This window comes from Glutamicibacter sp. X7 (assembly GCF_054889245.1).
The window spans coordinates 1511685-1525947 of the sequence record NZ_CM142678.1 but is presented as its reverse complement, the minus strand read 5'-3'; the positions used below and the strand labels follow the sequence as shown (position 1 = coordinate 1525947).

The window sequence follows — 14263 nt, the reverse complement described above, 5'->3', positions numbered from 1 at the left end:
CATTGACAGAAGAGCTAGCGTTGCTACCATTCGTCCATGAGGGGAATCATACTTGCTGGGGGAACTGGTTCGCGGCTTCATCCGATCACACAGGGCATTTCTAAACAACTCGTGCCCGTGTTCGATAAGCCCATGATCTACTACCCGCTTTCCACGCTTCTCTTGGCGGGAATTCGGGACATTCTAATCATCACTACCCCACGCGATGCCCCGCAGTTCCGCGAGCTGCTCGGGGACGGAACCCATTTCGGGGCGAACTTAGACTACGCGGAACAGCCTTCGCCCGATGGCCTAGCCCAAGCGTTCCTCATCGGCCGAGAGCATATCGGCGCAGACTCCGTAGCCTTGGTGCTCGGCGATAATATCTTCCACGGTCCCGGCTTCGGCACGCAATTGCAGCATTACTCGACACGAGAAGGGGCCACGATCTTTGGCTACTGGGTCAAAGATCCCAGCGCCTACGGTGTGGTGGAGTTCGACACGGACGGCCACGCCATCTCCCTAGAGGAAAAGCCCCAGGCACCACGTAGCCACTACGCGGTACCGGGGCTCTATTTTTATGACAACTCCGTGATCGACAAGGCCGAATCCCTAACTCCTTCGGAACGTGGTGAGTTGGAAATTACAGATATCAATCGGCTCTATCTGCATGAAGGAACACTCAACGTCAACGTATTGGCCCGTGGCACCGCGTGGCTGGATACCGGCACCTTCGACTCGTTAAATGATGCCTCAAACTTCGTCCGCACCATCGAAGCGCGGCAAGGACTGAAAATTGGAGTGCCTGAGGAAGTCGCGTGGCGCCGAGGATTTATCGACGATTCCGAACTGCGGTCGCGGGCCCACAGCCTCGGCAAGAGCGGGTACGGTGACTATTTGCTGAATTTGCTCGACCATTCCTTTGCCGATCCTTGGCACTAGCCTCTGCCCGATCAGCCAAAGCCCGCTAGCCGACTGGTATGCAATTTATCCGTGAACTAGCACAAGGTCGAGATTTGGGTGATAATACGAATAATCCCAATCGGGAGACATTCCATCCACTTATTGCTGGAGAATCAGTGAAGAAATTCCTTGGTAAGGCCCTTGCGCTCGGCGCAGCGGCTGCCATTGCATTCGGTGGGGCAAATATCGCCCCCACCACCCCGGCGGCCGCAGCCACCGTATCGACCGCAGTAGTCGCCGCAAAGAAGCAGGCTCCGGTCACCATCAAGACCATTGGCAAGAAAACCGTTAAGGGTTCGGCCAAGGCAACCATCAAGCCCAGTTATTCCAAAGCTAAGAACGCCAAGGTTAAGTCCGCAGTACTGACCGTCAAAAAGGGCAAGAAGACCGTCGCGAAAAACAAGAAGTCGGTCAAGCTCGGCGCTGGCACCTACACGGTCACCACGACAGTCAAGTACACCGTCAAGGGCAAGAAAAGCACGGTAAGCAAAAAGCAGACACTGAAGGTCGTCAAGGCGAAATCGTCCTCGAAAAAGCGTTCGGTGAAAATGAACGGTCAGGGATACTCCTGCCCAAAGGGCTATCCGGTCAAGGGTAACCGCACCGGCAGTAACAAGGAGTGGAAGTACCACGTTCCGGGCGGCCAATACTACAGCCGCACCAAGCCGGAAGAGTGCTTTAAAACCGAACGGGATGCCCAGAAAGCGGGCTACCGCGCTTCGAAGCGCTAATTTACTGAGCATCACGGTGCTGGGTCTCATACAGGGGCATGTCGCACGGAACGATGACCTGTACTAGGAAAATAACGGAGTTAATGCGTCGCAAAGGTTGCTCGACAAGGCAGCTTTTCCAGTGAACAACTCACGTGCCGCCGACCTGCTTCCGGCAACTTTCACTATCGAGCAATAGCCGGGGTCTTCACGCTAAAGAAGACCCCGGCTATTGCCATTGCGAGCCCCCGAAGCGATAAACATGGGCATGGCTCGCCCGCGGCCATACTGGCAATCGTCAACGAGTGCCCGGGCACCAAGAAGCCCTAGAATGCCGTCGTAGCGCAGACTTCCCGCATGGCTCTGATCGTCTGAAGACACGAGAACGATTCAGCCAGTTTCCTCGGCTTCAGCCACGAACCGCTTATGCTCAGCCGTCGTGGCCTCCGCCCAAGCAATGCTTCACAGCACTACCGAATCCAACACTTCGTTGCCTAGCTAGACTCCGGTCTGCCTATTGAGGAATCTGCAATTCCAAGGCGTACCAAACTTAGTTCCTCGCAACCCAGTACCGTGCATATCCTAAGAGCCAGGGCGCAGTTGGACTCTCCCGTTTCTAGATATTGGCGGATGCATCAATGGGAGCACGGAAAGCAATTGCCAGCCATTTCATAATTCGTATGTCTCGAGTACTATTTGGTCAGCACCTCGACTACTTGCAGATATGCAAGTAGTCTGAGAAATTGAACTAGCAAGTGTTCAGGAGGTACCGATGCAACCGACGAATCGCGAAACGCGCCTTGGACTACCGCCCGCTCCCCGACGGGTTTTCACCGGGTTTGATTGGATGCTCATTATTGCGGCGCCCTGCATCTTGTACCTTGGCGGGCTAGGAGCAGCCTTCAAGAATTTCAACGGGCTAGTTTTGGCTGCCTTCGCAGGATTGATAGTCGTTACGTTTAGAACCCTCCGACTTGGAAAAATCAACGAACCCCGCATAGCCCGCTGGACTGGTCCCGGCGCGATCGCTATATCCACTTTTGGCCTCGTGTGGGCTTGGAACCTGTTGCACACTTCGTCACTTGGCAACTTGGAGCAGTTCATTCTGCCACTCGTCCCGGTGGCACTCTACTTCGCTCTGATGCTCTCCATGCTGTGGCCGCGTCGCCGGTGATTGCCGTGGATTTACAACGAGCCCTTTTCTCACCGCCACGTTTCAAGACCTTGGGCTTTCTTACACAGGTAGAAATGTCCGATTATCCATCCATCCAGGAATTCACGGGCCTTTCCCTACCCGAGGTGTCACGAGCAGTTGGCTTTCTGGACGAGCATGGGTTAGTTCACGTGCGCAAGATTCGAAATGGGCGCTACGCCCAGACCGAAGTTGCCGCGTCCGAAAAGGGTCTTACCGAGTTTCGTAAACTTCTCAAAGAGATCAAGAAATACGGGGCGCACATGGACCAGCCAAGCTAAGCACGCGGGTCCACGATGATTTTCACGTGTGCCTCATTGTTGTTGATGAGTTGATCGAAGCCTTCGGTGAGCAGCTCATCGAGCCCTATGCGACCGGTGATAAATGGCCCCAAATCCAAGTTGCCGCTCTGTACTAGGGCGATGGTGTCCGGATGGTCCGAGGCGTAACCGATGGTGCCTCGAAGATCGATCTCCTTGAGCACCAGCTTCGGCATATCAACCGCCGGCTTATGGCCCCAGATTGAAACATTCACAATCACTCCCCCGGCCGTCACCGCGTCGAGTAGCATGTCCAACACGGCAGGCACGGAAGAGCATTCGAAACCGACGTCGGCACCCCGTCCGCCAGTAGCTTCGCGCACCCGCTGCGCCACATCTCCCTCGCGCGGATCAAAAACTCCATCGGCCACACCGGTTTCTCTCGCTTTGGCTTTACGCGCCTCCGACAGTTCCGAGATATACACGGTCAAACCCTTGGCTTTCAGCACAGCTGCGGTCAATAGCCCAATGGGGCCAGCGCCACCGACAACCGCCACTTGTCCCGCCTGCGCCCCAGAACGCACAAAGGCGTGGTGAGCGACAGATAACGGCTCGATAAGTGCGGCCTCGTCAAGCGGTATGTTGCCAATCCGGTGCACCCAGCGACGTTCGACGACAATCTTCTCGGACAGACCTCCGCCGCGTCCGCCGAGACCGATAAAGTTCATGTCCTTGGAAAGTTGATACGGCTGGCCCTTGCCGGTATCCACATCCTCACGAACGATATACGGCTCAACCACCACGTTCTCGCCGACTTTCAGGTCATTTACGCCTTCGCCCAGCGCGGTAATGGTCCCGGAGAACTCATGCCCCATGATGATTGGCGCGCATTCACCCGAGATCGGATGTGGATGCCCGGCCGGAGGTATGAAGATCGGGCCCTCCAAATACTCGTGTAGGTCCGTGCCGCAAATGCCGCACCACGCCACGTCGATGGCGACCGTTCCGGGTTTCAGTTCTGGCTCGTCAACGTTCTCGATCCGAATATCTTTCCGATCGTAGTATCGCGCTGCTCTCATGGCTTTGCCCCTTCGTAGATGCGGTACGAAGCCTCCGTCTGAACCGCTCATTTTTCGCTCGTGCAGGTCAAACTACCGGTGAATACGTCCCGCGTGAACCGTTGCAGAACGTTGCACCGGCCGGATGCGCGACGGACGATGCTTCTGCCATGCGTCGAGTTACCGCAACCGGCCGGGCTACAACGAAACCGTCCTAAACGGCCCTCATCGGCCGAGGAAGCTCCTAAACTGCGGTGTAACCACCGTCGACCAGGTGATAGCTGCCCGTAATGAAGGACGCGGCGTCGCTAGCGAGGAAAGCCACCAACGCGGCAACCTCTTCTGGGCGACCCAATCGACCAATCGGGTGCTTTCCCACCAGCGCATCATAGGCGGTCTCATCCATTTTCTGCAGAAGCGGGGTGTCAATGAACCCCGGCGCCACGCTGTTCACACGAACACCATCGGTGGCGTATTCCACAGCGGCGGTCTTACTCAAGCCCACCACCGCATGCTTGGTAGAAACGTAGGCCGAACTACCGGCGAAGCCAACCGAGCCAAGGATAGAGGCCATGTTTACGATAGATCCTCCGCCTGCCTTGCTCATTTCTTTAGCCTGTGCGCGAGTTCCCTTGAAAACTGCATTGAGATTCACGGAAACAACCTTGTCCCAGTCTTCGTCGGTCAACTCTCCGACCTTGGCAGAGCGCCCGCCGATCCCGGCATTATTCACCCCGATCTTCAGGGGCGCCATTTCTGTAGCCGCTGCAATGGTCCGATCAACCACCTCGGTAGAACTGGCATCACCAACCACGGCAACCGCCTGCCCGCCGGCAGCTTCAATTTGCTCAACGGTGGCTTGTGCTGCCTCACCATTGAGGTCTTGGACCACGACCTTCGTGCCGTTCTCTGCCAACAGCAAGGCAATCGCCTCGCCGATTCCGGATCCCGCGCCGGTGACAATTGCCGAACGATCTGCCACATCATACTGAGCCATGCTGGTCTCACTTTCTGTTCGAGAATGGTCACGGAGTACCCGTTGGCCTTGTAATGCCGACGCTACTCCCGCCGCCGATCGAACGCGATGACTCACCAGACAACATTCAGTGTGCTGAATCACGGCTACCAGAACCCGTGCCGAGCCCAATACACAGAGACCTGACGTATCGGCACATTCTTGGGGCTCGGCGAGCGGTTTTTCTAAGGGCAAGTTAGTTATACTGGCTGTCACGATGCTCGATTTTCCAGCTTCAAGGAGCCCCATGAGCGCGAATCCAGTTGTTCCATGGCAGACCCAAATACCTGGCTACATCTTGAGCGCGATCCTACTTGGACTAGTCATCGTGGCCTTCGCCATGCTTCTCGCCCACCGGCACAGACCACTCGGTATTCGAGTTGCACTCGGCATCCTCATCCTGGCCTTGCCCTATGCCGGCGCCGTGGTCACCATTTTGGTCTGTCGTTATTGGTCCAATTCAAAAGTTCCCCTTCGCGAGTAGTATCCGTTCGTAAGTTCCGATCGACAAGGCAAAAGCATTCTTCAAGCGCCAGGGACGAACAGGCAATCCCGCGATTCGGAGACAAGTGTTATCTATAACGTAGTTGCGCCTAGGACCCGAGCCACGCATGCTTCTGCCTAAGAGCAAATCCAAATCTAATCTTGAGATTCTGGTTCGTCTCGATCGATTTTCTTGTTCTCTCGTCGGGAACGAATATTCTCCGCTAACCCTTCCGCGAGTGATTCGGTCCGTACTAAGGCCCGATCTAGAGTACCTTCCCCAAACTGCTTCACGGCACTAACGCCACTGACACCTACATCCATCACTCTGTCGCGGACTTCGCCAACGGCCTGACGCCACGCCTTCGATTCCAGCGGCTGTGCTACCAGCTCTGTACCTACTCGGCTTCGAAATACGCTGAGATCATTGACGATTCGGCTCACCGATCTGTTCACCTGAGCCGCTAACTTCGGATGTAACAACACATGCTGGTTAGCGCGATCGCTGATTCCGTGAACGCGATCAAGCAAATGATCCGTTGCCTCTACAATCATCTCCATACGTCGAGTACGCGCCACCTGCAGACCCCGCCGGTGAGCGTCTAGATCCTCAGGCGCACTGGCCAGGACCCTATCAAGCTCAAGAATAGACATCGCTTCGTCTAGCTGGATCGTACGGGCAAGCACCAGAAGCCATTCCCCAGCTTTGGCTTCCACTTGAGCCGCTGCATCAGCCAGATCGGACACTTTAGCTTTCCGATCGAGCTTGTCGGCTAGCGCATTCAATGCCCTTAGCGCTGCATCTTGGGTGTTTGCGATGCTCTTCGAGTTTGCCTGGATCTTCGACCAGGTGATATCAGACATACGGCCAACTTCTTCGCGAATCAGCATCGATTCCTCAATAGTGCGACCGACGGCAATCAACTCAGACAGTACGGCATCGTGCTGTGCTCTAATGATGTCATCGACCTTCTCGTCGATAACGGCAAGATAGTCCAAAATTTCATCGAAGGACTGCTGCATCGCTTGTTGCGCCATGATTCCGGCAATGATGGGCAGACCAGCTGGCCCAAGCAACGCCGAACCTGACCCCGAAGCGATCTCGAGAATGCCAGAGATCTTTCCATCTTTCATCGTGACTGCCCGCGAAACACCTACAGACGATCCTGTCATCAGCTTCTCGGCGTGGAAGGCCTTCGCAGACTCTTTAGTAAGCTTCACCCATCGCCCGCTATTCGATATGAGCTCAGAGGTAACATTCGCTGCGGTTCCAAGCTGATTCAAAGTTTGGGCCGTGTTCGGAAGTTTCAGGTCGACCGCTGGCAATCCTGCCGACTCCATGACCGCATCGACAGCAGCTGGAGTGCCAATTACGGCGAACCCGTCACCGTCACAAACAATTTCTACGACGTTTCCGGACATTCTCATTCTCCGTCATATAGGCGAAAAACAAACGTTCCGAGGAATGTCGTTTGCACACGCCGTTTTAGTTAGCAGTTCAACACTAATACAGCATGCTTAACATACAAGGAAACCCACCCGGAATTTATCCGAGTGGGTTTCCTTGTTATGAAAATGCTACGAGACGAGATTAACCCTAGCGGGCTACCGAGCCCTCAACGTAGTCATCGCTGTTGGCAGCCCAGCTGAACAGCTTGCGCAGTTCGCGGCCGGTCTCCTCGATCGGGTGTGCTTCACCCTTGGCGCGCAGTTCCAGGAACTCCTTGCCTCCGTTGGCCTGGTCGTCCATGAAGCGCTTGGCGAAGGCACCGGACTGGATGTCGGCGAGCACGCTCTTCATGTTTTCCTTCACCTCTGGGGTGATCACGCGCGGGCCGGAGACGTAGTCGCCGTACTCTGCGGTGTCGGAAACACTCCAGCGCTGCTTGGCAATGCCGCCTTCCCACATCAGGTCCACGATGAGCTTCAGCTCGTGAAGCACCTCGAAGTAAGCGATCTCTGGCTTGTAGCCGGCCTCGGTCAGGGTTTCGAAACCGTACTGGATCAGCTGCGAGGCGCCGCCGCAGAGCACTGCTTGCTCACCGAACAGGTCGGTTTCGGTCTCCTCGGTGAAGGTGGTCTCGATAACGCCGGCACGGGTGCCGCCGATGCCCTTGGCGTAGGACAGTGCCAGATCCTTGGCGCCACCGGTGAAGTCCTGCTCCACGGCGATCAAGTCCGGAATACCACGGCCGGCCTCGAATTCGCGGCGCACGGTGTGGCCCGGTGCCTTCGGTGCCACGAGGGCAACGTCGACGTTTGCCGGAGGCTGGATGAAGCCGAAGCGGATGTTGAAGCCGTGGCCGAAGAACAGGGCGTTGCCCTCTTCCAGGTTCTCGGCGATCGACTCTGCGAAGACCTTAGCCTGAACCTGATCCGGGGTTAGGATCATGATCACGTCGGCGGCCTTGGCGGCCTCGGCGACGGTAGCGACCTTCAGGCCCTCGGCCTCAGCCTTAGCGCGGGACTTCGAACCCTCGGCCAGGCCGACGGTGACGTCGACGCCGGAATCGCGCAGGTTCAGCGCGTGGGCGTGGCCCTGCGAGCCGTAGCCAATGATGGCAACCTTGCGGCCCTGGATGATCGAAAGGTCGGCGTCGTCTTCGTAGTACAGATCAGCCACTGTATTTCTCCTCTAATGGTTTCTTCTTGTGTAGAAGTCTTTGTGTTGATGGTGCCTGAAGATCAGGCGGAAATGGTTTTCAGGGCCCGGTCGGACATGGACTTGGAGCCACGGCCGATGGCCAGCATGCCGGCCTGGACGATCTCGCGTATCCCGAAGGGTTCAAGCACCGCAAGCAGTGCCTCGATCTTACCGGCGTTACCGGTGGCCTCGATGACCAGCGAATCCTGGGACACGTCGATCACCGAAGCGCGGAACAGCTCTGCGGCCTGGGTGACCTGCAAGCGGGTGCTTGCATCGGCGCGCACCTTGATCATGATGTGATCGCGTTGCACCGAGGCTTCCGGGGCAAGCTCCACGATCTTGATGACGTTGATCAGCTTGTTCAGCTGCTTGGTGACCTGCTCCAGCGAGTCGCCCTCGGCATCGACCACGACGGTCATCCGGGAGATGCCCTCGATTTCGGTGGGTCCCACGGCTAGGGAATGGATGTTGAAGGCACGGCGGGCGAACAGACTGGCCACGCGGGTCAATACACCCGGCACGTCTTCCACCAGCACGGAAAGGGTGTGCTTAGCCATGTTTTAGTCCTCCTCTTCCCATTCCGGGGTCATCCCCCGGGCAATCTGAATCTGGTCGTTGCTGACGCCGGCCGGAACCATCGGCCACACCATGGAGTCCGCGGAGACCACGAAGTCGATGACGACCGGGCGGTCGTTGATCTCCAGGGCCTTCTGGATGGTGGCGTCGATATCTTCGTCGCGTTCGCAACGCAGGCCCACACAGCCGTAGGCGTCGGCGAGCTTCACGAAGTCCGGAACCCGGGCGGTGCCGTGACCGGTGTTCAAATCGGTGTTCGAGTAGCGTGCGTCGTAGAACAGGGTCTGCCACTGGCGCACCATACCCAGCGACGAGTTGTTGATCACCGCGACCTTGATCGGGATCTGGTTGATCACACAGGTGGCCAGTTCCTGATTGGTCATCTGGAAGCAGCCGTCCCCGTCAATGGCCCAGACCACGCGGTCTGGCTGGGCGACCTTGGCACCCATGGCGGCGGGTACCGAGTAGCCCATGGTTCCCAGACCGGCCGAGTTGAGCCAGGAGCGGGGGCGTTCGTACTTCACGAACTGTGCCGCCCACATCTGGTGTTGGCCCACGCCGGCCACGTAAACGCCCTCGGGGCCGGTGAGTTCACCGATCCGCTGAATCACGTTCTGCGGAGCCGAGAGGCCGTCTTGGGTTTCGGTGTAGCCGATCGGGTAGGTTTCGCGCAGTCGGTTCAGCAAGTCCCACCAGCTGGACAGGTCCTGCGGTGCCTCGGCGGCAAAGCGGGAAGCGCAGGCTTCCTGCAGCTGCGGGATGATCTCGTCCAGCGAGCCCACGATCGGCACATCGGCGGTGCGGTTCTTGGAGATTTCGGCCGGGTCGATATCGGCGTGGATCACCTTCGCGTTGGGGGCGAAGGAGGAGAGTACACCGGTGACTCGGTCATCGAAACGAGCTCCCAGGGTGATCAGCAGGTCGGCCTGCTGCAGCGCGGTCACCGCCGAAACGGCACCGTGCATACCGGGCATGCCCATGTGCTGGGGGTGCGAGTCCGGGAATGCGCCGCGGGCGGTCAGCGTGGTGACCACCGGTGCGTTGATGAACTCGGCGAATTCCTTGAGCTGCTCATGCGCGTCGGCCTTGATGACGCCGCCGCCCACGTAGAGTACCGGGCGGGTTGCGCCGGCGATCAGCTTGGCGGCTTCGCGCAACTGCTTGTTGTGGCCCTTGGTCACCACGCGGTAACCGGGCAGTTCCACCTTGGGCGGCCAGGAGAATTCCATCTCGGAAACCTGGGCGTCCTTGGTGATATCCACCAGGACCGGACCGGGACGACCGGTCTGGGCCAGGTAGAAGGCGCTGGCCAACACTCGCGGGATGTCCTGCGGGTTGGTGACCAGGAAAGCGTGCTTGGTGATCGGCATCGTGATGCCCACGATGTCCGCTTCTTGGAAGGCGTCAGTGCCAATGAAGGCGCTGTTGACCTGTCCGGTGATGGCCACCATCGGTACCGAGTCCATATGGGCATCGGCAATGGCGGTGACCAGGTTCGTTGCGCCCGGGCCGGAGGTAGCGATGCAGACGCCTACTTCCCCACTAACCATTGCGTAACCCTGTGCGGCGTGGCCGGCACCCTGTTCATGGCGCACCAAGACGTGGTTGAGCTTGGTGGAATCCATAAGTGGGTCGTAGGTGGGAAGGATAGCCCCACCCGGTAACCCAAAGACGTCCTTGACGCCCAATTCTTCCAATGAGCGGACGATGGCTTGTGAGCCGGTCATCCTGGTGGGAGCAACGATATTATTCGGACCCTGGACGGGGTTCGAGGCTTCCACGACGGAAGAGACAGCAGTAGTACCCTTGCTTCGATTGATGTTCTTGGCAACCGACGCCGGACTGGCAGGTGTTCCGTTGCTCATCGGGATCCCTTTCCTTCTGTATCTCTTCATATGCGCATAAAAAACGCCCCACGGCCGTCAACGCATTGACGGAAGGGGGCTAGGCGCGTTACCGATGTTCTGCCGTAAGGCAGCTGTCTCAGGCTCCGCGCCCGATAACTAGTAGTACATCCGTAACTGTTTGCATAGTCCCAGTCTTGTTCAGCTCGGCTGAAAGATCAACACAACACGGACCTTGTCTCATTATATGAGACTCGAGTCCAATGGGTGGACGCCGCGCGGCGTCCACCCATTGGGATTCGGGCTCATTTAGCCGCAGTATGCGCCGGTAGAGGCCGAGTTCACCAGCTTGGCGTACTTCGAAAGTACACCGGAAGTGAACTTCGCCGGCAACGGCTCCCAGCCGACCTTGCGGGCTTCGAGCTCCTCGGGATCCACGAGCAGATCGAAGCTACGGGCCTGAATGTCCACGCGGATCTTATCGCCGTCCTTGACGAAGGCGATCGGACCGCCATCGACGGCTTCGGGGGCAACGTGGCCAATGCACAGGCCGGTGGTTCCGCCGGAGAAGCGACCGTCGGTGAGTAGCAGGACATCCTTGCCCAGACCGGCACCCTTGATCGCACCGGTGATGGCAAGCATTTCGCGCATACCCGGACCACCCTTGGGGCCTTCGTAGCGGATGACCACGACGTCGCCGGCCTTCAGCTCACCGTTGTCCAGTGCGTCCAGGGCACCCTGTTCGCGTTCGAAGACGCGAGCGGTGCCCTCAAAGACATCGGCGTCGAAGCCGGCGGACTTCACGACCGCGCCCTCCGGAGCCAGCGAACCATGCAGGATGGTCACACCACCGGTCTTGTGGATCGGGTCGTCCATCGCGCGCAGGATCTTGCCATCCGGGTCCGGCGGAGCAATGTCGGCCAAGTTCTCGGCCACGGTCTGACCGGTGACGGTCAAGCAGTCGCCATGCAGCAGGCCAGCGTCGAGCAGCGCCTTCATGACCACCGGCACACCGCCGATACGGTCCAGATCGTTCATCACGTAGCGACCAAACGGCTTCAGGTCGGCCAGGTGCGGAACCTTATCGCCGATGCGGTTGAAGTCATCGAGGGTCAAATCGACCTCGGCCTCGCGGGCAATGGCCAGCAGGTGCAGCACGGCGTTGGTGGAACCTCCGAAGGCCATGGTGACGGCGATGGCGTTCTCGAAGGCCTTCTTGGTCATGATGTCGCGGGCACGGATGCCCTTGCGCAGCATGTTGACCACGGCCTCACCGGAACGGTGTGCGAACATATCGCGGCGGCGGTCGGCCGATGGTGGAGCGGCCGAACCGGGCAGGCTCATGCCCAACGCTTCACCGATGGAGGCCATGGTGTTCGCGGTGTACATACCACCGCAGGCACCTTCGCCCGGGCAGATGGCGCGCTCGATGGCGTCGAGGTCCTTCTCGCTCATCTTGCCCGCGGCGCAAGCGCCGACAGCCTCGAAGGCGTCGATCAGGGTGACGTCCTTCTCCGTGCCATCTTCGAGCTTGACCCAGCCGGGCATGATCGATCCGGCGTAAAGGAAGACCGAGGAAAGGTTCAGTCGCGCTGCTGCCATGAGCATACCGGGAAGCGACTTGTCACAGCCGGCCAGCAGGACCGATCCGTCGAGGCGCTCGGCCATCATGACGGTTTCGACCGAGTCGGCGATAACCTCGCGGGAGACCAGCGAGAAGTGCATGCCTTCATGGCCCATGGAGATACCGTCGGAAACGGAAATGGTGCCGAACTGCATCGGGAAGCCGCCACCGGAGTGCACGCCTTCCTTGGCGCCCTGCGCCAGGCGGTTCAGCGAAAGGTTACAAGGGGTGATTTCATTCCACGAGCTGGCGATACCAATCTGTGGTTTGGCGAAATCCTCATCGCCCATACCCACGGCGCGCAACATGCCGCGAGCAGGTGCTGCATGGATCCCGTCGGTGACCACGCGGGAGCGTGGTTTGATATCTGGGGTGTTGTCCTGACTCATGAAATCGATTCTAGGAGTCAATATGACCAATCTTTGAACCCATGACGCGACATCGACATATTTCTCGCGTTGAACCCATTGGTCATTTTGTCTACCCCAGCCGGTACAGTGGGATTCATGGACACTAGCCCAGATCAAAATCAGGCCGCGCTGGTGAAGAGTAAGCTTCACGAAGCCTTTGACCAGCAGATCCCCAACTTTGCTAGCTACAATCTCGTGGCGGCGATCGGCATTGCCGGAAGTGGCGGACTGAAGGTTGTCGGTTATCGTCGACAGCCTGCGGAACTGGTTCTCGCTCCGGTCAAAACTACCGACCTGAGCGCCTCCGAAGCAGCCATCACCATTAACAACACCAATGTTAATCAGCTGGCCATCGTGAATGACGGCGCCTATGAGATCGCCACCTCTACGGGCCGCACCTTCCGATTCAGTATTCCCAAAAGCCCGAGCGTCGATTTGCACCTCGATGACGCAGTTGTCGTCGCAGTGGAAATCGAGCAGGCCGATGACGCCGCGGATTTCGCCGACTTCATGGATCACTTCATGAACACGGTCGAGGGGACCGAAAACTTCATCTAACCGCCGGGCGGTATAAAGAAATGAGCCTCATCCCAGAGTTAGGATGAGGCTCATTTCTTTATCTTGCGGTGCGAGTAGAGAGACTTGAACTCTCACGTCCGAAGACACTGGAACCTAAATCCAGCGCGTCTACCAATTCCGCCATACTCGCTTGCCAACCACTCACCGGGAGCGATCAAGACCTCAACCAGTGTAGCGGAAGGATGGGTGATTACCGAAATCCGGCATTCACCGGGTTACTTCGGGTCAATTCCTAGGTCACGACGCAGTTTCGCGACGTGACCGGTGGCGCGCACGTTGTACTGCGCCAGCGCGACGTTCCCCTCTTCATCTACGACGATGGTGGAGCGGATCAATCCCTCGTAGGTGCGACCATAGTTCTTCTTTTCGCCCCAGGCGGCGTAGGCCTCGGCAACGCGGTGGTCTTCATCGGAGAGAAGTGGGAAGTTCAACGACTCGGTGGCGGTGAACTTCTCAAGTTTCTTCTGCGGGTCCGGCGAGATACCCAGCACCTGGTAGCCCAGGGACTGCAGGGATTCAATGGAGTCGCGGAAATCACAGGCCTGCTTGGTGCACCCTGGGGTGGAAGCTGCCGGGTAGAAGTACACAATGACCTTCTTCCCCCGGTAATCGCTGAGCGAAACAGCGTTACCCTCGGCGTCATTGAGGGTGAACTCTGGGGCCTTATCGCCGGCCGCCAGTCGATCGGTGGTCGTTGCAGTCATGTTCTTACCTTTCCCGATGCTAGATACGCAAAAACCGACCTGATAAATCAGATCGGTCCCTTGGTGCGCCCCCCGGGACTTGAACCCGGAACCTAATGATTAAGAGTCATTTGCTCTGCCAATTGAGCTAGAGGCGCATTTACCGCTTGACTAGTCCTTTTTCGAACTCGTCGTTGCGACGTAGATAATCATAGACAGAAACCGAGGAAAAACAAAAAT

Annotated in this window: 13 protein-coding genes and 2 tRNA genes; 5 read left to right on the top strand and 10 right to left on the bottom strand. The window is 57.9% G+C overall.

Annotation, left to right across the window (positions count from 1 at the left end; genetic code table 11):
- The first annotated feature begins 36 nt into the window (after nucleotides 1-36).
- The 3 genes from rfbA (at nucleotide 37) to ACYU0X_RS07475 (ending at nucleotide 3125) form a co-directional block, all read left to right on the top strand.
- Complete coding sequence (gene rfbA / locus ACYU0X_RS07485; RefSeq protein ID WP_461902614.1) at nucleotides 37-921, top strand: glucose-1-phosphate thymidylyltransferase RfbA; 885 nt, start codon at nucleotides 37-39, stop codon at nucleotides 919-921.
- 38 nt (nucleotides 922-959) lie between these two features.
- The gene (locus ACYU0X_RS07480; protein WP_461902613.1) at nucleotides 960-1673 is read left to right on the top strand and encodes a sunset domain-containing protein; all 714 of its coding nucleotides are present in this window, start codon (nucleotides 960-962) and stop codon (nucleotides 1671-1673) included.
- A 1134-nt stretch (nucleotides 1674-2807) separates the two neighbouring features.
- A complete protein-coding gene (locus ACYU0X_RS07475) occupies nucleotides 2808-3125 on the top strand; it encodes a transcriptional regulator (protein ID WP_461902612.1) in 318 nt (105 codons plus the stop codon).
- On the opposite strand, the gene ACYU0X_RS07470 is transcribed toward ACYU0X_RS07475, so the two are convergent.
- The gene (locus ACYU0X_RS07470; protein WP_461902611.1) at nucleotides 3122-4183 is read right to left on the bottom strand and encodes a 2,3-butanediol dehydrogenase; all 1062 of its coding nucleotides are present in this window, start codon (nucleotides 4181-4183) and stop codon (nucleotides 3122-3124) included. The two genes, ACYU0X_RS07475 and ACYU0X_RS07470, sit on opposite strands and share 4 nt — an antisense overlap.
- Nucleotides 4184-4406: 223 nt before the next feature.
- The gene (locus tag ACYU0X_RS07465) at nucleotides 4407-5159 is read right to left on the bottom strand and encodes an SDR family NAD(P)-dependent oxidoreductase (RefSeq protein WP_461902787.1); all 753 of its coding nucleotides are present in this window, start codon (nucleotides 5157-5159) and stop codon (nucleotides 4407-4409) included.
- A gap of 265 nt (nucleotides 5160-5424) precedes the next feature.
- On the opposite strand from ACYU0X_RS07465, the gene ACYU0X_RS07460 reads away from it, so the two are divergent.
- Nucleotides 5425-5661: a hypothetical protein gene (locus ACYU0X_RS07460; protein ID WP_461902610.1), complete on the top strand. Its 237-nt coding sequence runs from the start codon at nucleotides 5425-5427 to the stop codon at nucleotides 5659-5661.
- Nucleotides 5662-5816: 155 nt separating this feature from the next.
- Here the strand turns inward: ACYU0X_RS07460 and ACYU0X_RS07455 are convergent, their stop codons facing one another.
- From ACYU0X_RS07455 to ilvD, 5 genes are all read right to left on the bottom strand, one after another.
- Nucleotides 5817-7082 (bottom strand): hypothetical protein, encoded by a 1266-nt coding sequence (locus tag ACYU0X_RS07455; RefSeq protein WP_461902609.1) that lies wholly within the window; start codon nucleotides 7080-7082, stop codon nucleotides 5817-5819.
- 175 nt (nucleotides 7083-7257) lie between these two features.
- Nucleotides 7258-8283, bottom strand: coding sequence for a ketol-acid reductoisomerase (ilvC, locus tag ACYU0X_RS07450; protein WP_461902608.1), 1026 nt, complete (start codon nucleotides 8281-8283; stop codon nucleotides 7258-7260).
- A 62-nt stretch (nucleotides 8284-8345) separates the two neighbouring features.
- Complete coding sequence (gene ilvN / locus ACYU0X_RS07445) at nucleotides 8346-8864, bottom strand: acetolactate synthase small subunit (RefSeq protein ID WP_309407575.1); 519 nt, start codon at nucleotides 8862-8864, stop codon at nucleotides 8346-8348.
- 3 nt (nucleotides 8865-8867) lie between these two features.
- Entirely contained in the window at nucleotides 8868-10748 is a 1881-nt protein-coding gene (locus ACYU0X_RS07440; protein WP_461902607.1) for an acetolactate synthase large subunit, read from the bottom strand.
- A 288-nt stretch (nucleotides 10749-11036) separates the two neighbouring features.
- On the bottom strand, nucleotides 11037-12740 hold the full coding sequence (ilvD, locus tag ACYU0X_RS07435; protein ID WP_309407579.1) for a dihydroxy-acid dehydratase: 1704 nt from the start codon (nucleotides 12738-12740) through the stop codon (nucleotides 11037-11039).
- Nucleotides 12741-12857: 117 nt separating this feature from the next.
- On the opposite strand from ilvD, the gene ACYU0X_RS07430 reads away from it, so the two are divergent.
- Complete coding sequence (locus tag ACYU0X_RS07430; RefSeq protein WP_309407580.1) at nucleotides 12858-13319, top strand: hypothetical protein; 462 nt, start codon at nucleotides 12858-12860, stop codon at nucleotides 13317-13319.
- A 69-nt stretch (nucleotides 13320-13388) separates the two neighbouring features.
- Here ACYU0X_RS07430 and ACYU0X_RS07425 read toward each other — a convergent pair.
- The 3 genes from ACYU0X_RS07425 to ACYU0X_RS07415 form a co-directional block, all read right to left on the bottom strand.
- A tRNA-Leu gene (locus ACYU0X_RS07425) sits at nucleotides 13389-13470 on the bottom strand.
- 85 nt (nucleotides 13471-13555) lie between these two features.
- Entirely contained in the window at nucleotides 13556-14044 is a 489-nt protein-coding gene (gene bcp, locus ACYU0X_RS07420) for a thioredoxin-dependent thiol peroxidase (RefSeq protein WP_418909066.1), read from the bottom strand.
- A 61-nt stretch (nucleotides 14045-14105) separates the two neighbouring features.
- A tRNA-Lys gene (locus ACYU0X_RS07415) sits at nucleotides 14106-14181 on the bottom strand.
- Between the last annotated feature and the right edge of the window lie 82 nt (nucleotides 14182-14263).

What these genes read in the sequence shown, in the direction of transcription:
- ACYU0X_RS07470 (WP_461902611.1), bottom strand. Translation starts at nt 4,183, where the DNA reads ATGAGAGCAGCGCGATACTACGATCGGAAAGATATTCGGATCGAGAAC.
- ACYU0X_RS07460 (WP_461902610.1), top strand. Translation starts at nt 5,425, where the DNA reads ATGAGCGCGAATCCAGTTGTTCCATGGCAGACCCAAATACCTGGCTAC.
- ilvD (WP_309407579.1), bottom strand. Translation starts at nt 12,740, where the DNA reads ATGAGTCAGGACAACACCCCAGATATCAAACCACGCTCCCGCGTGGTC.
- ACYU0X_RS07480 (WP_461902613.1), top strand. Translation starts at nt 960, where the DNA reads ATGCAATTTATCCGTGAACTAGCACAAGGTCGAGATTTGGGTGATAAT.
- ACYU0X_RS07440 (WP_461902607.1), bottom strand. Translation starts at nt 10,748, where the DNA reads ATGAGCAACGGAACACCTGCCAGTCCGGCGTCGGTTGCCAAGAACATC.
- ACYU0X_RS07430 (WP_309407580.1), top strand. Translation starts at nt 12,858, where the DNA reads ATGGACACTAGCCCAGATCAAAATCAGGCCGCGCTGGTGAAGAGTAAG.
- rfbA (WP_461902614.1), top strand. Translation starts at nt 37, where the DNA reads ATGAGGGGAATCATACTTGCTGGGGGAACTGGTTCGCGGCTTCATCCG.
- ACYU0X_RS07455 (WP_461902609.1), bottom strand. Translation starts at nt 7,082, where the DNA reads ATGTCCGGAAACGTCGTAGAAATTGTTTGTGACGGTGACGGGTTCGCC.
- bcp (WP_418909066.1), bottom strand. Translation starts at nt 14,044, where the DNA reads ATGACTGCAACGACCACCGATCGACTGGCGGCCGGCGATAAGGCCCCA.
- ilvN (WP_309407575.1), bottom strand. Translation starts at nt 8,864, where the DNA reads ATGGCTAAGCACACCCTTTCCGTGCTGGTGGAAGACGTGCCGGGTGTA.
- ACYU0X_RS07465 (WP_461902787.1), bottom strand. Translation starts at nt 5,159, where the DNA reads ATGGCTCAGTATGATGTGGCAGATCGTTCGGCAATTGTCACCGGCGCG.